This window comes from Achromobacter pulmonis, assembly GCF_002885955.2.
GTDB classification, from domain to species: domain Bacteria; phylum Pseudomonadota; class Gammaproteobacteria; order Burkholderiales; family Burkholderiaceae_B; genus Achromobacter; species Achromobacter pulmonis_A.
The window spans coordinates 334121-353376 of the sequence record NZ_POQS01000002.1; the positions used below are offsets into that span (position 1 = coordinate 334121).

At 69.5% G+C, this 19256-nt stretch carries 19 protein-coding genes and 2 pseudogenes; 14 read left to right on the forward strand and 7 right to left on the reverse strand.

Going from position 1 to position 19256, the window contains the following annotated elements; genetic code table 11:
• Positions 1–89: 89 nt before the first annotated feature.
• Entirely contained in the window at positions 90–404 is a 315-nt protein-coding gene (clpS, locus tag C1I89_RS07550) for an ATP-dependent Clp protease adapter ClpS (protein ID WP_025135841.1), read from the reverse strand.
• 226 nt (positions 405–630) lie between these two features.
• On the opposite strand from clpS, the gene C1I89_RS07555 reads away from it, so the two are divergent.
• Positions 631–876, forward strand: coding sequence for a cold-shock protein (locus C1I89_RS07555; RefSeq protein ID WP_006220277.1), 246 nt, complete (start codon positions 631–633; stop codon positions 874–876).
• 88 nt (positions 877–964) lie between these two features.
• Entirely contained in the window at positions 965–1453 is a 489-nt protein-coding gene (locus C1I89_RS07560; RefSeq protein ID WP_168202100.1) for a DUF192 domain-containing protein, read from the forward strand.
• Positions 1454–1546: 93 nt separating this feature from the next.
• Here C1I89_RS07560 and pcaF read toward each other — a convergent pair whose 3' ends face one another.
• From pcaF to xseA (C1I89_RS07585), 5 genes are all read right to left on the reverse strand, one after another.
• Positions 1547–2752 (reverse strand): 3-oxoadipyl-CoA thiolase, encoded by a 1206-nt coding sequence (gene pcaF, locus C1I89_RS07565; protein ID WP_102772172.1) that lies wholly within the window; start codon positions 2750–2752, stop codon positions 1547–1549.
• Between the two features lie 123 nt (positions 2753–2875).
• On the reverse strand, positions 2876–4270 hold the full coding sequence (locus tag C1I89_RS07570) for a chloride channel protein (RefSeq protein ID WP_247747668.1): 1395 nt from the start codon (positions 4268–4270) through the stop codon (positions 2876–2878).
• 58 nt (positions 4271–4328) lie between these two features.
• Complete coding sequence (locus C1I89_RS07575; protein ID WP_102772173.1) at positions 4329–5993, reverse strand: methyl-accepting chemotaxis protein; 1665 nt, start codon at positions 5991–5993, stop codon at positions 4329–4331.
• Between the two features lie 245 nt (positions 5994–6238).
• A complete protein-coding gene (sodB, locus tag C1I89_RS07580) occupies positions 6239–6817 on the reverse strand; it encodes a superoxide dismutase [Fe] (protein ID WP_102772174.1) in 579 nt (192 codons plus the stop codon).
• 118 nt (positions 6818–6935) lie between these two features.
• Entirely contained in the window at positions 6936–8303 is a 1368-nt protein-coding gene (gene xseA / locus C1I89_RS07585; protein ID WP_102772175.1) for an exodeoxyribonuclease VII large subunit, read from the reverse strand.
• Between the two features lie 354 nt (positions 8304–8657).
• On the opposite strand from xseA (C1I89_RS07585), the gene C1I89_RS07590 reads away from it, so the two are divergent.
• The 3 genes and pseudogenes from C1I89_RS07590 to lpxK (C1I89_RS07600) form a co-directional block, all read left to right on the forward strand.
• Positions 8658–9281, forward strand: a complete 624-nt coding sequence (locus tag C1I89_RS07590) for a MotA/TolQ/ExbB proton channel family protein (protein WP_102772176.1) — start codon at positions 8658–8660, stop codon at positions 9279–9281.
• Positions 9278–9691 (forward strand): ExbD/TolR family protein, encoded by a 414-nt coding sequence (locus tag C1I89_RS07595; protein ID WP_102772177.1) that lies wholly within the window; start codon positions 9278–9280, stop codon positions 9689–9691. The genes C1I89_RS07590 and C1I89_RS07595 overlap by 4 nt, the downstream gene beginning before the upstream one ends.
• A pseudogene (gene lpxK, locus C1I89_RS07600) lies at positions 9688–10719 on the forward strand (tetraacyldisaccharide 4'-kinase); the annotation flags it as partial. The gene C1I89_RS07595 and the pseudogene lpxK (C1I89_RS07600), both read left to right, overlap by 4 nt.
• 15 nt (positions 10720–10734) lie before the next feature.
• On the opposite strand, the pseudogene xseA (C1I89_RS07605) reads toward lpxK (C1I89_RS07600), so the two are convergent.
• A pseudogene (gene xseA / locus C1I89_RS07605) lies at positions 10735–11448 on the reverse strand (exodeoxyribonuclease VII large subunit); the annotation flags it as partial.
• Positions 11449–11600: 152 nt separating this feature from the next.
• Between xseA (C1I89_RS07605) and C1I89_RS07610 the strand changes: the two are divergent.
• From C1I89_RS07610 to C1I89_RS07650, 9 genes are all read left to right on the forward strand, one after another.
• Positions 11601–12224 (forward strand): MotA/TolQ/ExbB proton channel family protein, encoded by a 624-nt coding sequence (locus C1I89_RS07610; RefSeq protein WP_102772176.1) that lies wholly within the window; start codon positions 11601–11603, stop codon positions 12222–12224.
• Positions 12221–12634 carry an ExbD/TolR family protein gene (locus C1I89_RS07615; RefSeq protein ID WP_102772177.1) on the forward strand — a complete coding sequence of 138 codons (414 nt, stop codon included), beginning with the start codon at positions 12221–12223 and terminating at the stop codon, positions 12632–12634. The genes C1I89_RS07610 and C1I89_RS07615 overlap by 4 nt, the downstream gene beginning before the upstream one ends.
• Positions 12631–13698 carry a tetraacyldisaccharide 4'-kinase gene (gene lpxK, locus C1I89_RS07620; RefSeq protein WP_102772178.1) on the forward strand — a complete coding sequence of 356 codons (1068 nt, stop codon included), beginning with the start codon at positions 12631–12633 and terminating at the stop codon, positions 13696–13698. Before C1I89_RS07615 ends, lpxK (C1I89_RS07620) begins: the two co-directional genes overlap by 4 nt.
• Before the next feature lie 10 nt (positions 13699–13708).
• Positions 13709–13888, forward strand: a complete 180-nt coding sequence (locus C1I89_RS07625; protein ID WP_102772179.1) for a Trm112 family protein — start codon at positions 13709–13711, stop codon at positions 13886–13888.
• Complete coding sequence (gene kdsB, locus C1I89_RS07630) at positions 13885–14649, forward strand: 3-deoxy-manno-octulosonate cytidylyltransferase (RefSeq protein ID WP_102772180.1); 765 nt, start codon at positions 13885–13887, stop codon at positions 14647–14649. The genes C1I89_RS07625 and kdsB overlap by 4 nt, the downstream gene beginning before the upstream one ends.
• A 91-nt stretch (positions 14650–14740) precedes the next feature.
• A complete protein-coding gene (adk, locus tag C1I89_RS07635) occupies positions 14741–15397 on the forward strand; it encodes an adenylate kinase (RefSeq protein WP_102772181.1) in 657 nt (218 codons plus the stop codon).
• A gap of 140 nt (positions 15398–15537) precedes the next feature.
• Positions 15538–16296 carry a 3-hydroxyacyl-CoA dehydrogenase gene (locus C1I89_RS07640; protein ID WP_102772182.1) on the forward strand — a complete coding sequence of 253 codons (759 nt, stop codon included), beginning with the start codon at positions 15538–15540 and terminating at the stop codon, positions 16294–16296.
• A 111-nt stretch (positions 16297–16407) separates the two neighbouring features.
• On the forward strand, positions 16408–17967 hold the full coding sequence (gene murJ, locus C1I89_RS07645; protein ID WP_102772183.1) for a murein biosynthesis integral membrane protein MurJ: 1560 nt from the start codon (positions 16408–16410) through the stop codon (positions 17965–17967).
• Between the two features lie 192 nt (positions 17968–18159).
• Positions 18160–19131 carry a FecR domain-containing protein gene (locus tag C1I89_RS07650; RefSeq protein ID WP_102772184.1) on the forward strand — a complete coding sequence of 324 codons (972 nt, stop codon included), beginning with the start codon at positions 18160–18162 and terminating at the stop codon, positions 19129–19131.
• Positions 19132–19256 lie beyond the last annotated feature (125 nt).

Sequence of the window (19256 nt, forward strand, 5' to 3'; positions counted from 1 at the left end):
CGCCTGGACGGCGCGCGGGCAACGCCGCCGGACACCTTAGTCCGGCAGAACAACGCCGCCATGACAGGCGGCGTGGTCGATTCGGGAGTTCAGACCGGCTCCATCACGCACTGCAGGGGGTGCTGGCGCGCCCGCGCGTACTGCGCGACCTGCGCGATGCGCGTGGCCGCCAGATCGCGCGGATAGACGCCGCACACGCCGCGTCCCTCGTGATGCACCTGCAGCATGATCCGCGTCGCTTCTTCGTGATTTTTATTGAAGAACTTCTGCAGTACTTTCACGACGAACTCCATCGGGGTGTAGTCGTCATTGAGCAGCAAAACCTGGTACATCGGAGGCGGCGCAACGCGCGCCGGCGCCTTCTCGACGGCCAAATCGTGCTGGGTATCCAAGGTAGAACTCATAGGGCCGCTATTCTATTTAAACTGGGGACGGCTAGCATGTAACTTACGGAAAATTACATGCAGAAATGCGTAGTTTCCATACTTGACGCCGCGAAGAAAAGCGGCGCATTATCCACGCATTCTGGGGTTTTCAACGCATCGAAAATCTGCCAGGAAGCCGGAGGGGGGACAGAGGTCTAGACCGCAATGCCCTTCTGTCAACATACGATTCAATGAGGCAGTCCGCATGTCTGATACGACCGCTACCGCCGTCCAAGGGGACAATCCCAAATCGACGGGCACCGTCAAATGGTTCAACGATGCAAAGGGGTTTGGCTTCATTACGCCCGACGACGGCGGTGAAGATCTGTTCGCCCATTTTTCGTCCATCCAGATGAATGGTTTTAAAACCCTGAAAGAAGGCCAGAAAGTGGCCTTCGAGATTATTCAGGGGCCCAAAGGAAAACAGGCGCTGAATATCACTGCCGCCTGATTTACCCTTAAAGCGCAACCACAGGTTGCGCCATTATCGGGCGGGGCTCGCGGGCCCCGCCTTGTTATTTTCTTCCTCCGCCTGGCCCATGTTCAAGAACGCTGCTTTGTTTTCCCTAGGTCGTACGCTGTCCGCATCACCGTTCTTCAGGGCCGCCGCGCTCATGCTGGCCACCGCCGCCGCGCTGCCCGCGGCCGCCCAGACCGGCCCGCAGCCTCCGCTGCCCACCGTCCAGATCTCCGCCGGCATCCATATTATCCGCGCGGAAGTGGCCGATTCGGACCAAACCCGCCGCGACGGCCTGATGTTCCGCCGCGAACTGCCGGGCAACGACGGCATGCTGTTCGTCTTCGAGCAACCGGACGTGCAGTGCTTCTGGATGCGCAACACGCTCTTGCCGCTCTCGATTGCCTTTATCGCCGACGACGGCACGATCGTCAACATCGAGGACATGGCGCCCCAGACCGAAGACCCCCATTGCGCCAAGAAGCCGGTGCGCTACGCCCTCGAAATGGCGCAGGGCTGGTTCAAGGACCACGGCATCGCAGCCGGCAAGAAGCTCGACGGCCTGCCCTGACGCGCGCGCCGCGCCCGCCCATGAAAAAGGGAGCTCCGCGAGCTCCCTTTTTCGTTGGACCCGGCGAGGTGTGCGGGTCCGGTCCGCGCTGGCTTAGACGCGCTCGATGATCATCGCGATGCCCTGGCCCACGCCGATGCACATGGTGCACAGCGCGTAGCGTCCGCCGGTGCGGTGCAGCTGGTTGATCGCGGTGGTGGCCAGGCGCGCGCCGCTGGCGCCCAGCGGATGGCCCAGGGCGATGGCGCCGCCGTTGGGGTTCACGCGCGGATCGTTGTCGGCGATGCCCAGCTGGCGCAGCACGGCCAGGCCCTGGGCGGCGAACGCCTCGTTCAGCTCGATCACGTCCATCTGTTCCAGCTTCAGGCCGGTCTGGGCCAGCACCTTGAGCGTGGCCGGCGCCGGGCCGATGCCCATGATGCGCGGGGCCACGCCGGCCGTGGCCATGCCGATCACGCGGGCGCGCGGGGTCAGGCCGTGGCGCGCGGCCGCCTTTTCGTCGGCCAGCAGCAGCGCGGCCGCGCCGTCGTTCACGCCCGAGGCGTTGCCGGCGGTGACGCTGCCGCCTTCGCGGACCACGCCCTTGAGCTTGGCCAGCGCTTCCAGGCTGGTTTCACGCGGGTGCTCGTCCTTGCTGACGAGCACCGGGTCGCCCTTTTTCTGGGCGATGGATACCGGCACGATCTCGGCGTCGAAGAAACCTTCCTTCTGGGCGCGCGCGGTCTTCTGCTGGCTGGCCAGCGCGAACAGGTCCTGGTCTTCGCGGCTGATCTTGAAATCGTCGGCCACGTTCTCGGCCGTCTCGGGCATGGAGTCCACGCCGTACTGGGCCTTCATCAGCTTGTTGATGAAGCGCCAGCCGATGGTGGTGTCGTAGATGGCGGCGCTGCGCGAGAACGCGCTGTCGGCCTTGCCCATCACGAACGGTGCGCGGCTCATGCTTTCCACGCCGCCGGCCAGCATCAGGCCGGCTTCGCCGGCGCGGATGGCGCGGGCCGCGGTGCCGATGGCGTCCAGGCCCGAACCGCACAGGCGGTTGACGGTGGCGCCGGGCACTTCGATCGGCAGGCCGGCCAGCAGGGTCGCCATGCGGGCGACGTTGCGGTTGTCTTCGCCGGCCTGGTTGGCGCAACCCATGATGGCGTCGTCCAGCTCTTCCCAGCGCACGCCGGGATTGCGCGCGACCAGCGCCTTGATGGCTACGGCAGCAAGATCGTCGGGGCGCACCGGCGCCAGCGCGCCGCCATAGCGGCCGAAGGGGGTGCGGATCGCATCACAGATATAAGCATGCACGGTCATGGGAAGCTCGAAGTAAGTGAGGAAAAACCGGATCGGACGATCTTAACGCAGGGGCCGAGCACCAAGTTGGCGCGCCCGCTGGATGTCCGCGGCACGGACAGTGTCCAGCGGATGTTCACCTTCCTACTTCGCCGGCTGGCGGGCCGCGCGCGCGGCGTCCACGATGGCCTGCCGGCGGAACCGCCCGGCGGACAGGTGATAGAACGGCAACGGGCAGAACTGGCGCGACACCACCGAAGCCAGCAGCGAGGCCACCAGCAGCCAGAACAGCATGGGCTGGCTGCCGGTCATTTCCATCACCACCACGCTGGCCGTCAGCGGCGCCTGGGTGGCGGCGGCCAGGAAGGCGGCCATCGACAGCAGCACCAGCACGCGATGGTCCACGCCGTCGCCGGCCAATTGCCAGATGTGATGGCCGATGCCCGCGCCGGTGGTCAGGGCCGGCGTGAAGATGCCGCCCGGAATGCCCGCCCAGTACGACACCACCGTGGCCGCCAGCTTGGCCAGCCCGAAGCTGGCAGGCGCGGTGTCCTCGCCCGACAGCAGCCCGGCCGCCACGCCATAGCCGGTGCCGTACACCGTGCCGGCCGTGGCCAGCCCGATCGCGGCCAGCAGCAGGCCCATGGCGAAGGCCACCCAGATCGGATGCGCGCGCATCCAGGCGCGCCAGGATTGCGGCGAGCAGCCGGCCGCGCCCTTGCCCAGCAGGCGTCCGAACAGGCCGCCGGCCGCGCCGTTCAGCGCCGCGCAGATGAGCACCCAGGTGACCATGCCGTGGGCCAGCGGCGCGCCGCCGAAGACGCCGAAATACGGGTTGTTGCCCACCACCGCCACGACCAGGAAACCGGCGGCCAGCACGCCGATCAGCACCAGGCGCTGCCAGCGCAGCACGGTGCCGCGGCCCAGTTCCTCGATGGCGAAGATCACGCCCGCCAGCGGCGCGTTGAAGGCGGCGGCCAGGCCGCCGGCCGCGCCGGCGGCGATCAGCTCGTTGGCATGGAATCCGCGCAGCTGCACGCCGCGCCGTTTCCAGAAGTCGCCCCAGGCCAGCATCAGCGCGGCGCCGACCTGCACCGAAGGCCCTTCGCGGCCGATCGACGCGCCGGCCAGCATGCCGAAGAACGCCAGCGGGATTTTCCATAGCGTCTGCGCCAGCGACACCAGGCTGTTCTGGCCCGGACCGGGCGGCAGCGACAAGGCCCCGATCACCTGGGGAATGCCGCTGCCCGAGGCATTCGGCGCGTAGCGCAGCGTCAGCCAGCGCAAGGCCGCCATCGCCAGCGGCAGCACCACCAGCGCCAGCCAGCCGTTGTGCGAGACCCAGGCGCGGTTCCATTCCAGCGCCAGGTCGGCCAGCGACGCGAAGCCCAGCGACATCAGCGCCACCAGCCCGGCCCCGCCCAGCAGCAGCCCCAGCTGCACGCTCTTGCGCGACAGACGGTTGATCTGGCGCACCTTGCGGTGCATCCAGCGGCGCGGGGCGGCCAGTATCCGGCGCAGGAAATCGGAGTGGGTCATGGCATGGCTGGCGGGTTTGCAACGCCGCCAACCTTAACATTGCCGCAGCTTCGCCGGGTCAGAAAGCCGACCAGTCCTCGCCCGCGCCTTGCAGGGCCGGCCGCGCCACGGGCAGCGCCGGCTTGCGCGCGGCCGGCACCGCGTGCGCCAGCCGCGCCTGCGCCGCGCTGGCCGTGCCGCCGGCCTCGACCTTGAAGCGGCGCACTTCCTGCGCCAGGCGGCCGGCCTGTTCCTGCATGCTGGCCGCGGCCGCGGCGGCTTCTTCCACCAGCGCCGCGTTCTGCTGCGTCACGGTGTCCATCTGCGCCACGGCCTGGTTGACCTGGCCGATGCCGGCCGACTGCTCTTCCGAGGCGCTGGCGATTTCGCGCACCAGCGTGGCGACCTGGCGCACGCTGTCGACCACTTCCCGCATGGTGCGGCCGGCCTCGTCGACCTGGCGCGTGCCGCCCTCGACGCGCGCGGCCGATTCGTCGATCAGGGCCTTGATTTCCTTGGCCGCCACCGCCGAGCGCTGCGCCAGCGTGCGCACCTCGCCGGCCACCACCGCGAAGCCGCGGCCCTGCTCGCCCGCGCGCGCCGCCTCGACGGCGGCGTTGAGCGCCAGGATGTTGGTCTGGAACGCGATACCGTCGATCACGCCCGTGATATCGGCAATGCGGCGCGAACTGTCGGAGATCGCGCTCATGGTCTGGACCACGCCGTCGACCACTTCGCCGCCGCGCACCGCCACGCTGGAGGCCAGGTTGACCAGCCGGTCCGCCTCGCCGGCGTTGTTGGCGTTCTGCTGCACCGTGCTGGTCAGCTGCTCCATCGAGGCCGCGGTCTCCTCCAGCGAGGAGGCCTGCTCTTCGGTGCGCTGCGACAGGTCGGCGTTGCCCTGGGCGATCTGCGACGAAGCCGAGGCGATGCTTTCACAGCCGTCGCGCACGTCCTTGACGATGCGGGCCAGGCTTTCGTTCATGCTCTTCAAGGCGCTCATCAGTTCGCCGGTCTCGTCGCGCGAAACCACCTGGATGTCGGTGGTGAGGTCGCCCGCCGCCACCTGGCGCGCCGCCTTCACGGCCTGGTCCAGCGGACGCACGATGCCGCGCGTGACCAGCCAGCCCAGCAGCACGCCGAGCGCCACGCCGGCGACCGCCAGCGCGATCATGATGGCGCGCATCGTGCCGTACAGCTCCGTGCCCTGGCGCACCGTCTGCGCGGCGACGCCTTCCTTGCCCTGCGCCAGCGTGGTCATCAGGTCGTCGAGCTTCTGCGAGGCGGCGATCACGCGCGCCTTGATCTCGGCCGCGCCGGCCCCGCCCTGGACCGCGGCGAAGTAGGCGCTGGTCTCGCGCTTCCAGACCTGCTCGGTCTCGGCGAACTGCGCCAGCACGCGCCTGCCCTCTTCCGCATGGAAATTGGCGCTGGCCTTCTGCAGCAGCGCGTCCATGTTGGCGAGCGCGGTGTCGAACTGCTTGCGCTGCGCCTGGCGTTCCTGCTCGGTCGCGGCGGCCGGATAGCCGTTGAGCGCGCGGCCCGCGTAGATCAGGTTGATATTGGCTTCCTTGAGGTCCGAAAGCCCGCGCAGCTCGGTGTTGTAAAGCTGATCGTTCATGGCGTTGATGCGCGCCAGCCCCCAGACCCCGAAGGCCCCGATCGCGCCGCCTATGGCCGCGACCAGCAGAAACGCCCCCGACAGACGCGCACCGATGCGCATGCCCGAAAATAACCGCAACATGTTTCCCTTCCCTGTAGTTCCCCCGGCTCATGGCGGGCATGCCGCAGTCCTGGACCCCGTGGTTCGGCCGCAGACCGGGCGCAACGATAGCGGCTCGCTCACTTGGGGATAACCCTGAGGAAGGGCATGTTTATTCTCGATATCCGGGCAATGAACCGGACGCGGAATAAAAAAACCCTTCGCCGGCAAGCGAAGGGTTTTTGCGGGGCGCGGCGCCAGCCGGCCCGTCAGCCTGAAGCCAGGGCTCAGGCGAAGTTCTTGGCCGCGAATTCCCAGTTCGCCAGGGCCCAGAAGTTCTCCAGGTACTTGGGACGGGCGTTGCGGTAGTCGATGTAGTAGGCGTGTTCCCACACATCACAGGTCAGCAGCGGCTTGTCGGCCGTGGTCAGCGGGGTGGCGGCGTTGCTGGTGTTGACGATGTCGACCGTGCCGTCGGCCTTCTTGACCAGCCAGGTCCAGCCCGAACCGAAGTTGCCGGCGGCCGACTTGTTGAACGCTTCCTTGAACGCGTCGAAGCTGCCCCACTTGGCGTTGATGGCGTCGGCCAGCTTGCCGGTGGGCGCGCCGCCGGCCTTGGGAGCCAGGCTGTTCCAGTAGAACGTGTGGTTCCAGACCTGGGCCGCGTTGTTGAAGATGCCGCCCGAGGACTTCTTGACGATGTCTTCCAGCGACAGCGATTCGAATTCGGTGCCGGGGATCAGGTTGTTCAGGTTCGTGACGTAGGTCTGATGATGCTTGCCATAGTGGAACTCCAGCGTTTCCTTGGAGATGTGCGGAGCCAGCGCGTCCAGTTCGTAAGGCAGGGGGGGAAGAGTATGTGCCATGTGAAAGTTCCTTCTGTTGAATGCACGATCAAGCCGTTCAATTGTATCGGCAACTCCTGAGGATACCGCGTTAACCCCGTGCAGGCGCGGGGTTAACAAACGTGTCCGTCGCGCGGACTCAGGAAGCCTCGCGCGTGGCGCGCGTCTGCTTGACTTCGACGTTTGCGCCGCCCTGCGCGAAGCTGAGGTCCAGCGCCTGCCCCGCGGCCAGCGACGCCGCGTCGCGCACGATGCGGCCGTGCGCGTCGCGCGCGATGGCGTAGCCGCGCGCCAGCGTGTTGCCGGGATCGAGCGCGCGCAGTTGCGCCGTGGCCGCGGCCAGCCGGTCGCGGCGCTGCGCCAGCAGCCGCGCCTGCGCCTGGCCCAGCCTGCGCAGCGCGCCGCCCAGTCGGTCGGCGGCGCGGCCCGTGTCCGGCGCGCGATGCGCCAGCCGCTGCTTCAGCAGGTCGACCCGCGCCGCGCGCCGCCCCTGCGGCCCGGCCCAGGCCGTGGCCAGCCTGAAGCGCAGGCTGTTGAGCCGTTCGCGCTGGTGCTCCAGCCGCTGGGCCGGCGACACCAGTTGCGCGGCTGCGCGGTCCAGCCGCTGGGCGGCGCGTTCGAGCCGGCGCTGCTGGCCCCGCGCCAGCGCCTGCGCCGCGTGCATGACGCGGCCCATGAGTTCGGAACGCGGCACGCAGGCCAGCTCGGCGGCCGCCGTCGGCGTGGGCGCGCGCACGTCGGCCACGAAGTCCGCGATGGTGAAATCGGTTTCGTGCCCGACCCCGCAGATCACCGGGATTTCGCTGGCGGCCACCAGCCGGGCCAGGGCTTCGTCGTTGAAGCTCCAAAGATCCTCGATGCTGCCGCCGCCGCGCACCAGCAGCAGCGTGTCCACTTCGGCGCGCTGGTTGGCCAGCCGCAGCTGGGCCGCCAGCCGGCCCGCGGCGTCGGCGCCCTGCACCGGCGCCGGATAAATGATCACGGGCACCTGCGGCGCGCGCCGCGCCAGCGCCGACAGCACGTCGCGCAGGGCCGCCGCGTGCAGCGAAGTGATCACGCCGATGGCGCGCGGCAGCCGGACGGGCTCGCGCTTGCGGGCGGGGTCGAACAGGCCCTCGCCGGCCAGCTGCTCTTTCAGGCGCAGAAAGGCTTCGTACAGATTGCCGACGCCGGCGCGGCGCATGGCGTCGGCCTGCAGCTGGTAGTCGCCGCGGGGCTCGTACAGCGAGACGCGGGCGCGGATCTCGACCTGGTCCCCGGCGCGCGGCACGAAACCCACCGCGCTGGCGCGGCTGCGGAACATCACGGCGCGCACCGCGGCCCGGTTGTCCTTCAAGGTGAAGTACCAGTGCCCGGAAGCCGCGGCCGTGAAGTTGGAAATCTCCCCGCGCACCCACAACGCCGGGATGCTGCGCTCCAACAACTGCCCCACGGCTTGGTTCAACTGGCCAACCGTCAGGATATCCCGCGTAAATGCGTTGTTTGTGACTGCAAATTCAATTGTCATGGGGCTTTCCGATGCATAACCTGTCCACAGGGCACGCGTAGCGGGGCGCCATCATACCTTGTCCCCGCTTGTTTGCCGCAATCGGCCTGACAGCCAGCAAAATCGTAGCAACTAACTGATTTGTATATGCTTTTTTTGAAAAAACAGCTGCTCGCAATTGAAGCAAACAAGTGCAAACCCTGCGTGCGCAAGCCTTCCGGCGAAGTTTTACACAGAATTATCCACAAGATCTGTGGATAGCTTCGGGATCGTTCCGACTTGCCACGCCCGGGCCGCCCCGTTACAGTTTCGGCTTGATCAGTTGCCGGCGCGCGGCCTGCGCGCGCATCCGGCGCTCCCCGGGAGTTGAACGCTTTGCTTTCCATCTTGCGCGAGGCCGGCTGGCCCATCTGGCCCCTGCTGGCGACATCGGTCCTGGGCTTGGCGCTGATCTTCGAGCGCTTCCTCTCGCTGCGCCGCGGGCTGGTCATGCCGCGCGGCCTGACCGAACAGGTCGCGGAAATGCTGCGCAACCGCCAGGACACCCCCGAATCCATCAACCGCCTGGAACGCAATTCCCCGCTGGGCCGCGTGCTGGCCGAAGTCATGCGCCACCGCCACCTGCCCCGCGAAGAGCTGCGCAACGTGGTCGAGGACGCCGGCCGCGCCGTCGCCCATGACCTCAGCCGCTACATCTCCGCCATCGGCACCATCGCCGTCATCGCGCCGCTGATGGGCCTGTTCGGCACCGTGGTCGGCATGATCGAGATCTTCGGCTCCTACACCCCCGGCGGCGGCGACCCCGCCCAGCTGGCGCGCGGCATCTCGATCGCGCTGTACAACACCGGCTTCGGCATCCTCATCGCCATTCCCGCCATGATCGCGCACCGCTACCTGCGCGGCCGCGTGGACGGCTACCTGCACGCCATGGAGCAGGCCGCCTCGCGCCTGGTGCGCGCCGTCTCGCACCACGCCCCCGCCCGCGAGGGCCGTCCATGAATTTCCGCGGCTCCCGGGACGAGCGCGACGAGCTGGACATCAACCTGATCCCGCTCATCGACGTCCTGCTGGTCATCCTGATCTTCCTCGCCGCGACCACCTCGTTCGCGCGCTTCACCCAGCTCAAGGTGACGCTGCCGCAGGCCTCGATGGAACAGGACACGCCGCCGGCCCTGGAGGTCGCCATCAGCCAGGACGGGCGCTACGCGCTCAACGGCACGCTCATCGACGTCTCCACGCCGCCCGAGATCGCCGACGCCCTGCGCCAGGCCGCGGCCGGCAAGACCGAGCCGCTGGTCGTCATCAACGCCGACGCCCAGGCCACCCACCAGTCCGTGATCAACGTCATGGAAGCCGCCCGCCTGGCCGGCATCGGCCGCGTCAACTTCGCCGCGCAGACCGCCCGGTGACCGCCAAGCGCGCCTCCACGCTGCTGGCTCGCCAATGGCAGCACGGCGGCTGGCTCTCCACGCTGCTGCGCCCGCTGTCCGCCCTGACGGCCTGGGCGGTGGCGCGCAAGCGCAGCCGCTACCGGCAAGGCCGGCTTCCCGCCTACCGCGCCCCCGTTCCGGTGGTGGTGATCGGCAACGTCTACGTCGGCGGCACCGGCAAGACGCCGATGGTCATCGCCACCGTGGAAGGCCTGCGGGCGCGCGGCTACACGCCGGGCGTCGTCAGCCGCGGCTATGGCGTCAAGGTCGGCCCGCAGCCGCGGGTCGGGACCGGCGCGCTGGAGGCCGACCGCTATGGCGACGAGCCGGCGCTGATCGCGCGCGCCACCGGCGCGCCGGTATCGGTCCATCCCAAACGCGCGCTGGCCGCCCAGGCCCTGCTGCAGGCCCATCCCGAAGTGGACGTGATCGTGTCCGACGACGGCCTGCAGCATCTGGCGCTGGCCCGCGACATCGAAATCGTGGTGCAGGACGAGCGCGGCGTGGGCAATGGCCGGCTGCTGCCGGCCGGCCCCCTGCGCGAACCCGCCAGCCGCCTGCGGGAAGTCGACGCCGTGGTGACCAACGTCGGCGTTGCAAAAGCCGCTTCCGGCGCGCCGGGCGGCCGTCCGCGCCAGGTCAGCATGTGGCTGGAGCCGGGCGCGGCGCGCCAGATCGAAGGCGGCGCCACGCGCCCGCTGGCGTCTTTCGCCGGCCAGCCGCGCATCGCGGCCGCCGCTGGCATCGGCAACCCGGAACGCTTTTTCGCCACGCTGCGCGCCGCCGGCGTCGCGCCGCAGGCCACCCTGGCCCTGCCCGACCATCACGACTACGCCGAATCGCCGTTTCGCGCGCTGGCGGCCGACGCCATCCTGGTCACGTCCAAGGACGCGATCAAATGCGCCGCCCTGGGCGATCCGCGCCTGTGGGAAGTGCCGGTGCAGGCCGGCTTTTCCGACCCGCAGCTCTTCGACTGGCTGGCGCAGGCCCTGCGGGCCGGCCACCCTTCAGGAGCGGGTCNGCGCGTCGCGCGCGATGGCGTAGCCGCGCGCCAGCGTGTTGCCGGGATCGAGCGCGCGCAGTTGCGCCGTGGCCGCGGCCAGCCGGTCGCGGCGCTGCGCCAGCAGCCGCGCCTGCGCCTGGCCCAGCCTGCGCAGCGCGCCGCCCAGTCGGTCGGCGGCGCGGCCCGTGTCCGGCGCGCGATGCGCCAGCCGCTGCTTCAGCAGGTCGACCCGCGCCGCGCGCCGCCCCTGCGGCCCGGCCCAGGCCGTGGCCAGCCTGAAGCGCAGGCTGTTGAGCCGTTCGCGCTGGTGCTCCAGCCGCTGGGCCGGCGACACCAGTTGCGCGGCTGCGCGGTCCAGCCGCTGGGCGGCGCGTTCGAGCCGGCGCTGCTGGCCCCGCGCCAGCGCCTGCGCCGCGTGCATGACGCGGCCCATGAGTTCGGAACGCGGCACGCAGGCCAGCTCGGCGGCCGCCGTCGGCGTGGGCGCGCGCACGTCGGCCACGAAGTCCGCGATGGTGAAATCGGTTTCGTGCCCGACCCCGCAGATCACCGGGATTTCGCTGGCGGCCACCAGCCGGGCCAGGGCTTCGTCGTTGAAGCTCCAAAGATCCTCGATGCTGCCGCCGCCGCGCACCAGCAGCAGCGTGTCCACTTCGGCGCGCTGGTTGGCCAGCCGCAGCTGGGCCGCCAGCCGGCCCGCGGCGTCGGCGCCCTGCACCGGCGCCGGATAAATNAGTTTTACACAGAATTATCCACAAGATCTGTGGATAGCTTCGGGATCGTTCCGACTTGCCACGCCCGGGCCGCCCCGTTACAGTTTCGGCTTGATCAGTTGCCGGCGCGCGGCCTGCGCGCGCATCCGGCGCTCCCCGGGAGTTGAACGCTTTGCTTTCCATCTTGCGCGAGGCCGGCTGGCCCATCTGGCCCCTGCTGGCGACATCGGTCCTGGGCTTGGCGCTGATCTTCGAGCGCTTCCTCTCGCTGCGCCGCGGGCTGGTCATGCCGCGCGGCCTGACCGAACAGGTCGCGGAAATGCTGCGCAACCGCCAGGACACCCCCGAATCCATCAACCGCCTGGAACGCAATTCCCCGCTGGGCCGCGTGCTGGCCGAAGTCATGCGCCACCGCCACCTGCCCCGCGAAGAGCTGCGCAACGTGGTCGAGGACGCCGGCCGCGCCGTCGCCCATGACCTCAGCCGCTACATCTCCGCCATCGGCACCATCGCCGTCATCGCGCCGCTGATGGGCCTGTTCGGCACCGTGGTCGGCATGATCGAGATCTTCGGCTCCTACACCCCCGGCGGCGGCGACCCCGCCCAGCTGGCGCGCGGCATCTCGATCGCGCTGTACAACACCGGCTTCGGCATCCTCATCGCCATTCCCGCCATGATCGCGCACCGCTACCTGCGCGGCCGCGTGGACGGCTACCTGCACGCCATGGAGCAGGCCGCCTCGCGCCTGGTGCGCGCCGTCTCGCACCACGCCCCCGCCCGCGAGGGCCGTCCATGAATTTCCGCGGCTCCCGGGACGAGCGCGACGAGCTGGACATCAACCTGATCCCGCTCATCGACGTCCTGCTGGTCATCCTGATCTTCCTCGCCGCGACCACCTCGTTCGCGCGCTTCACCCAGCTCAAGGTGACGCTGCCGCAGGCCTCGATGGAACAGGACACGCCGCCGGCCCTGGAGGTCGCCATCAGCCAGGACGGGCGCTACGCGCTCAACGGCACGCTCATCGACGTCTCCACGCCGCCCGAGATCGCCGACGCCCTGCGCCAGGCCGCGGCCGGCAAGACCGAGCCGCTGGTCGTCATCAACGCCGACGCCCAGGCCACCCACCAGTCCGTGATCAACGTCATGGAAGCCGCCCGCCTGGCCGGCATCGGCCGCGTCAACTTCGCCGCGCAGACCGCCCGGTGACCGCCAAGCGCGCCTCCACGCTGCTGGCTCGCCAATGGCAGCACGGCGGCTGGCTCTCCACGCTGCTGCGCCCGCTGTCCGCCCTGACGGCCTGGGCGGTGGCGCGCAAGCGCAGCCGCTACCGGCAAGGCCGGCTTCCCGCCTACCGCGCCCCCGTTCCGGTGGTGGTGATCGGCAACGTCTACGTCGGCGGCACCGGCAAGACGCCGATGGTCATCGCCACCGTGGAAGGCCTGCGGGCGCGCGGCTACACGCCGGGCGTCGTCAGCCGCGGCTATGGCGTCAAGGTCGGCCCGCAGCCGCGGGTCGGGACCGGCGCGCTGGAGGCCGACCGCTATGGCGACGAGCCGGCGCTGATCGCGCGCGCCACCGGCGCGCCGGTATCGGTCCATCCCAAACGCGCGCTGGCCGCCCAGGCCCTGCTGCAGGCCCATCCCGAAGTGGACGTGATCGTGTCCGACGACGGCCTGCAGCATCTGGCGCTGGCCCGCGACATCGAAATCGTGGTGCAGGACGAGCGCGGCGTGGGCAATGGCCGGCTGCTGCCGGCCGGCCCCCTGCGCGAACCCGCCAGCCGCCTGCGGGAAGTCGACGCCGTGGTGACCAACGTCGGCGTTGCAAAAGCCGCTTCCGGCGCGCCGGGCGGCCGTCCGCGCCAGGTCAGCATGTGGCTGGAGCCGGGCGCGGCGCGCCAGATCGAAGGCGGCGCCACGCGCCCGCTGGCGTCTTTCGCCGGCCAGCCGCGCATCGCGGCCGCCGCTGGCATCGGCAACCCGGAACGCTTTTTCGCCACGCTGCGCGCCGCCGGCGTCGCGCCGCAGGCCACCCTGGCCCTGCCCGACCATCACGACTACGCCGAATCGCCGTTTCGCGCGCTGGCGGCCGACGCCATCCTGGTCACGTCCAAGGACGCGATCAAATGCGCCGCCCTGGGCGATCCGCGCCTGTGGGAAGTGCCGGTGCAGGCCGGCTTTTCCGACCCGCAGCTCTTCGACTGGCTGGCGCAGGCCCTGCGGGCCGGCCACCCTTCAGGAGCGGGTCCGGCCGGCGGCAAACTGCTTTAGAATTCCGGTCATGGAATCCCGCCTTCTCGACATCCTCGTCTGCCCCTTGTGCAAGGGCCGCCTCGAACACGACCGGCAGCAGGCCGAACTGGTCTGCCGCGCCGATCGCCTGGCCTTCCCCGTGCGCGACGGCATTCCCGTCATGCTGGAATCGGAAGCCCGCGCGCTCGACGACGCCCCGGCAGCATGAGCTTCATCGCCCTCATCCCGGCGCGCACCGCCTCTACCCGCCTGCCCGACAAGCCGCTGGCCGACATCGCCGGCAAGCCCATGGTGGTGCGCACGGCCGAACGCGCCGCCCGGTCCGGCGCCGAGCGCGTCTACGTCGCCACCGATGACGCCCGCGTCATGCAGGCCGCGCAGGCCCACGGGCTGCAGGCGCTGATGACCCGCGCCGACCACCCCACCGGCACCGACCGGCTGGCCGAGGCGGTGGAGCAGCTCGGCCTGGCCGACGACGCCATCGTGGTCAACGTCCAGGGCGACGAGCCGCTGATCGAACCCACGCTCATCGACGCCGTGGCCGCCAAGCTGCAGGCCAGCCCGCAGGCCGACATCGCCACCTGCGCCTGCCCCCTGGCCGACGCCGAAGCGCTGTTCAACCCCAACGTGGTGAAACTGGTCTGCGGCGCGGACGACCGCGCCCTGTATTTCTCGCGCGCGCCCATTCCGTGGGCCCGAGACGCCCTGGCCGGCGGCGAGCGCGTGCTGGCCCAGGGCCTGCCTGCCTGGCATCACATCGGCCTTTATGCCTACCGCGTTTCTTTCCTGCGCCGCTACCCGGCGCTGCCGCAGGGCGCGCTGGAGCGTTTCGAAGCGCTGGAACAGCTGCGCGCCATGGAGCACGGCCACGTCATTGTCGTCCATCGGGCGTCCCACCCTCCTGCGGCCGGCGTAGATACCCCGGCCGACCTGGAGCGCGTGCGCCAGGTTTACGCCAGCCAAACCTAGGGTTATTTCCTATGGCGCGGCCCCGCAGCGGCTGCTGCATTGCGGCATAATTCCCCGGATCACAAAAAATAAACCCCATTCAGGAGCACTCATGCGTCTCATCTTGCTCGGACCTCCCGGCGCCGGGAAAGGCACCCAGGCCGCGTTTCTCACCCAGCACTTCGGCATTCCCCAGATCTCCACCGGCGACATGCTGCGCGCGGCGGTGAAGGCGGGCACGCCGCTGGGGATCGAAGCCAAGAAGGTCATGGACGCCGGCGGCCTGGTCTCCGACGAGATCATCATCGGCCTGGTGCAGGACCGCCTCAAGCAGCCCGACTGCACCAACGGCTATCTGTTCGACGGCTTTCCCCGCACCATCCCGCAGGCCGACGCGCTCAAGAGCGCCGGCGTCAAGCTGGACTACGTGGTGGAAATCGAAGTCCCCGAAGAGGACATCATCGAACGCATGAGCGGACGCCGCGTGCACCAGCCCAGCGGCCGCAGCTACCACGTGCGCTTCAACCCGCCCAAGGTCGAAGGCCGCGACGACGTCACCGGCGAGGAGCTGATCCAGCGCGACGACGACCGCGAGGAAACCGTGCGCAACCGCCTGTCGGTGTACCGCGAGCAGACCCGCCCGCTGGTCGACTACTACTCGTCCTGGGCCCAGAAGGACCCGGCCGGCGCGCCCAAGTACCGCAAGATCTCGGGCGTCGGCGCGGTCGACGAAATCAAGTCGCGCCTGTTCGAGGCCGTCAAGAGCTGATACGGCGTTTCGATGGCTAGACGGCCCTCGGCGCCGGCCGGACGCGACGCGTTCCGGTCCCGGCCCGGGGGCCTTTCAGTTTTTATGTTCGGCGCGAGCCGCGCCGCTTTTATCCCTTGAATTGATCTGGTGGTAGAGACATGGAAATCGCGAACAAGGTATTCATTGTTACGGGTGGCGCTTCCGGACTGGGCGCGGGCACCGTGCGCATGCTGGCGGAAAACGGCGCCAAGGTCGTCATCGCCGACGTCCAGGACCAGCCGGGCGAGGCCCTGGCCAAGGAACTGGGCCAGCGCTACGTGCACTGCGACGTCACCCAGGAAGCCGACGGCAAGAAGGCCGTGGCCGCGGCCCAGGAACTGGGCGCCCTCTTCGGCCTGGTGAACTGCGCCGGCGTGGCGCCCGCCGCCAAGATCGTGGGCAAGAACGGCGCGCATCCGCTGGATCTGTTCCAGAAAGTCATCTCGATCAACCTGATCGGCGGCTTCAACATGATGCGCCTGGCCGCCGAGGCCATGAGCGCCAACGAGCCCGAGCCCACCGGCGAGCGCGGCGTGCTCATCAACACGGCCTCGGTCGCCGCCTTCGACGGCCAGATCGGCCAGGCGGCCTACGCCGCCTCCAAGGCCGGCGTGGCCGGCATGACCCTGCCGATCGCGCGCGACCTGGCCCGCACCGGCATCCGCTGCATGACCATCGCCCCGGGCATCTTCGGCACGCCCATGGTTTTCGGCATGCCGCAGGAAGTGCAGGATTCGCTGGCCGCCAGCATCCCCTTCCCTTCGCGCCTCGGCCGCCCGGAAGACTACGCCAAGCTGGTCCACAGCATCATCACCAACGAAATGCTCAACGGCGAAACCATCCGTTTGGACGGCGCCATCCGCATGCCTCCCAAATAAAGAGACTTTCTTTCACGGGGAAAGGCGCGTTTTCTTGCGAAGACGGCGGCTTTCCCCCAGTATCCATGTTTTGCGGGGCCAGTCGGCCCCTTTTTCATTACCCAGCTTCCCATGAGCCTGTTCCGTTCGGCGGCCACGGTCAGCAGCTTCACGCTGCTGTCGCGCATTTCCGGCCTGATCCGCGACATCCTGGTGGCGCGCGCCTTCGGCGCCGGCCCGCTTACCGACGCATTCTGGGTCGCTTTCCGCATTCCCAACCTGCTGCGCCGGCTGTTCGCCGAGGGCGCTTTCGCGCAGGCCTTCGTGCCCATCCTGGGCGCGGCGCGCAACAACCGCAGCCCCGAAGAAGTCCGCGCCCTGCTCGACCGCGTCGCGCTGCTGCTGACCGCGGCGCTGATGCTGATCACGCTGGCCGGCATCATCGCCGCGCCCTGGGTGGTGTCGGCCATGGCCAGCGGCCTGCGCGGCGCCGACCGCGACACCGAGTTCGGCGCCGCGGTCTGGATGACGCGGATGATGTTCCCGTACATCTTCTGCATGTCGCTGGTGGCCTTCGCCTCGGGCGTGCTCAACGCCTGGCGCCGCTTCGCCGTGCCGGCCTTCACGCCGGTGCTGCTGAACCTGTCCATGATCGCCGCCTGCCTGTGGCTGGCGCCGCGCGCGGACGTGCCCATCTACGCGCTGGCCGTCGGCGTGATGATAGGCGGCGTGGCGCAGCTGGCGGTGCAATGGGTGGCGCTGGCGCGGCTGGGCCTGACCCCGCGTTTTTCGCTGCGGCTGCGCCAGGCCTGGGCCGATCCCACCGTGCAGCGCATCCTCAAGCAGATGGCGCCGGCCACGCTGGGCGTATCGGTGGCCCAGCTCTCGCTGCTCATCAACACCAATATCGCCACCTGGCTGCGGCCCGGCAGCGTGACCTGGCTGTCGTTCGCCGACCGCCTGATGGAATTCCCCACCGCCCTGCTCGGCGTGGCGCTGGGCACCGTGCTGCTGCCCAGCCTGTCGGCCGCCCACGCGCGCGACGACCGCGACGGCTACAGCGGCCTGCTGGACTGGGGCCTGCGCCTGGTGCTGCTGCTGGGCCTGCCGGCCGCCGTCGGCCTGGCGCTGCTGTCCGACGGCCTGGTCGCCACCCTGTTCCACTACGGCGCCTTCGCGGCCGAGGACGTAGCCCAGACCCGGCTGGCGGTGGTGTCGTACTCGGCGGGCCTGATCGGCCTGCTGGCCGTCAAGATCCTCGCTCCCGGCTTCTACGCCAAGCAGGACATCCGCACCCCGGTCAAGATCGCCATCGGCGTGCTGGTGGTGACGCAGCTGCTCAACGTGGCGCTGGTGCCGCTGATGGCGCACGCCGGCCTGGCGCTGGCCATCGGTCTGGGCGCCTGCCTCAATGCGCTGGCCCTGCTGATCGGCCTGCGCCGCCGCGGCGTCTACCAGCCCGGCCCGGGCTGGACCTCGTTCGCCCTGCGGCTGCTGCCGGCGCTGGCCGCGCTGGCGGCGCTGCTGTGGTTCGCCGACGGGCGCATCGACTGGATCGCGCTACAGGCCCATTCCTGGCTGCGCGTGGCCTGGCTGGCCGGCGTGCTGGCCGCCAGCGGCGTGGTCTATTTCGGCGTCTTGTTACTGTTTGGCTTCCGCCCGCGGGACTTCGGGCGGCGCCGCGCGAGCTGAAACCGGCGGTATCGACCGGCATCTCCACAAAAAGCCGGTCGAGCGCCGGCTTTTTTTGCATTAGTCCCGTCAAGAATTGACAAGCTACCGGTAATCTTTGGTAAAAAACCTTTATTATTTACAAATTGCCATCGAACGGAACCCCAGGGACCTCATGCGGGACATGAAGTGAAGTACGCCCAAGGACAACCCATGGCGGACCAGGTCATCAACTGGCTGCTGCTGTTGCGCTCAGGCCAGGCGACGGCGCAGGACTACAGCGATTTCCTGGCCTGGCGCGCGGCCGATCCGGCCCACGAGACTGCCTGGCAGCAACTGACGGGCACGCTCGAAGGGTCGTCGTTCGGCCGGCTCGGCGACGCCTATCCGGCCGGCTACGCCAGCGCCGGCCAGGCCGCCGCGCCGGCCCTGCTTGCGCCGCCCCCCGCTCCCATCGCGCCGCCGCGCCGCCGTTTCCTGGCCGGCGCGCTTGCGCTCGCCGGCACCGGCGCCTGTGCGGCCTATGTGGGCAACGCCTTCTATCCGCTGGGCAATGTCGCGGCCGACGCCGCGACCGCCACCGGCGAACGGCGCCGCTACGTGCTGTCCGACGGCAGCCAGCTGCTGCTGGACGCGCGCAGTCGGGTCAATCTCGATTTCACGCCCGCCTACCGCCAGGTGCACCTGCTGGACGGCGCCGTCACGGTGTCGGTGGCGCCCGACGCGCGCCGCCCCTTCCTCGTGCACACGGCGCAGGGCACGGTGCGCGCCCTGGGCACGCGCTACATGGTGCGGCAGCAGGCCCAGCGCACGCTGGTGGTGGTGCACGAGCACGAGGTCGAGGTCGAAACCATGTCCGGGGCCCACGGCACCGTGCGCGCCGGCACCGGCGCCCGTTTCGACGCCTCCCGCATGGATACCCCGCGCGCCGAGCTCATGGCCGAGGCGGCCTGGGAAGCCGGCTGGGTCGAGGCCCGCGGCCGCCCGCTGGCCGAAGTGATCGCGGCGCTGCGCCCGTATCGCAGCGGCACGCTGCGCGTGTCCATGGCCGCCGGCGGCCTGCCCGTCTCGGGCCACTTCCCGCTGGACGACACCGACGCCGCGCTCGACACGCTCAGGGACATGATGCCCATCAACGTGCGCCGTTTCACGCCCTGGTTCGTGTCCATCAACGTCGCAGCCTGACAACGCCCGCCCGTTCCCGCCGCGCCGCAGCCGGGCGCTTCGTTGTATACTCATCACAGTGTTTTTATCCAGTAGGCGCCGCGGTTCCTCCCCGGGACTTCGCTCGCAGCGCCCCCCGCCCGGTT

Excerpts from the sequence above, each read along its gene's own strand:
- clpS (WP_025135841.1), bottom strand. The coding sequence starts at position 404 with ATGAGTTCTACCTTGGATACCCAGCACGATTTGGCCGTCGAGAAGGCG.
- C1I89_RS07555 (WP_006220277.1), top strand. The coding sequence starts at position 631 with ATGTCTGATACGACCGCTACCGCCGTCCAAGGGGACAATCCCAAATCG.
- C1I89_RS07560 (WP_168202100.1), top strand. The coding sequence starts at position 965 with ATGTTCAAGAACGCTGCTTTGTTTTCCCTAGGTCGTACGCTGTCCGCA.
- pcaF (WP_102772172.1), bottom strand. The coding sequence starts at position 2,752 with ATGACCGTGCATGCTTATATCTGTGATGCGATCCGCACCCCCTTCGGC.
- C1I89_RS07570 (WP_247747668.1), bottom strand. The coding sequence starts at position 4,270 with ATGACCCACTCCGATTTCCTGCGCCGGATACTGGCCGCCCCGCGCCGC.
- C1I89_RS07575 (WP_102772173.1), bottom strand. The coding sequence starts at position 5,993 with ATGTTGCGGTTATTTTCGGGCATGCGCATCGGTGCGCGTCTGTCGGGG.
- sodB (WP_102772174.1), bottom strand. The coding sequence starts at position 6,817 with ATGGCACATACTCTTCCCCCCCTGCCTTACGAACTGGACGCGCTGGCT.
- xseA (WP_102772175.1), bottom strand. The coding sequence starts at position 8,303 with ATGACAATTGAATTTGCAGTCACAAACAACGCATTTACGCGGGATATC.
- C1I89_RS07595 (WP_102772177.1), top strand. The coding sequence starts at position 9,278 with ATGAATTTCCGCGGCTCCCGGGACGAGCGCGACGAGCTGGACATCAAC.
- C1I89_RS07615 (WP_102772177.1), top strand. The coding sequence starts at position 12,221 with ATGAATTTCCGCGGCTCCCGGGACGAGCGCGACGAGCTGGACATCAAC.
- C1I89_RS07625 (WP_102772179.1), top strand. The coding sequence starts at position 13,709 with ATGGAATCCCGCCTTCTCGACATCCTCGTCTGCCCCTTGTGCAAGGGC.
- kdsB (WP_102772180.1), top strand. The coding sequence starts at position 13,885 with ATGAGCTTCATCGCCCTCATCCCGGCGCGCACCGCCTCTACCCGCCTG.
- adk (WP_102772181.1), top strand. The coding sequence starts at position 14,741 with ATGCGTCTCATCTTGCTCGGACCTCCCGGCGCCGGGAAAGGCACCCAG.
- C1I89_RS07640 (WP_102772182.1), top strand. The coding sequence starts at position 15,538 with ATGGAAATCGCGAACAAGGTATTCATTGTTACGGGTGGCGCTTCCGGA.
- murJ (WP_102772183.1), top strand. The coding sequence starts at position 16,408 with ATGAGCCTGTTCCGTTCGGCGGCCACGGTCAGCAGCTTCACGCTGCTG.
- C1I89_RS07650 (WP_102772184.1), top strand. The coding sequence starts at position 18,160 with ATGGCGGACCAGGTCATCAACTGGCTGCTGCTGTTGCGCTCAGGCCAG.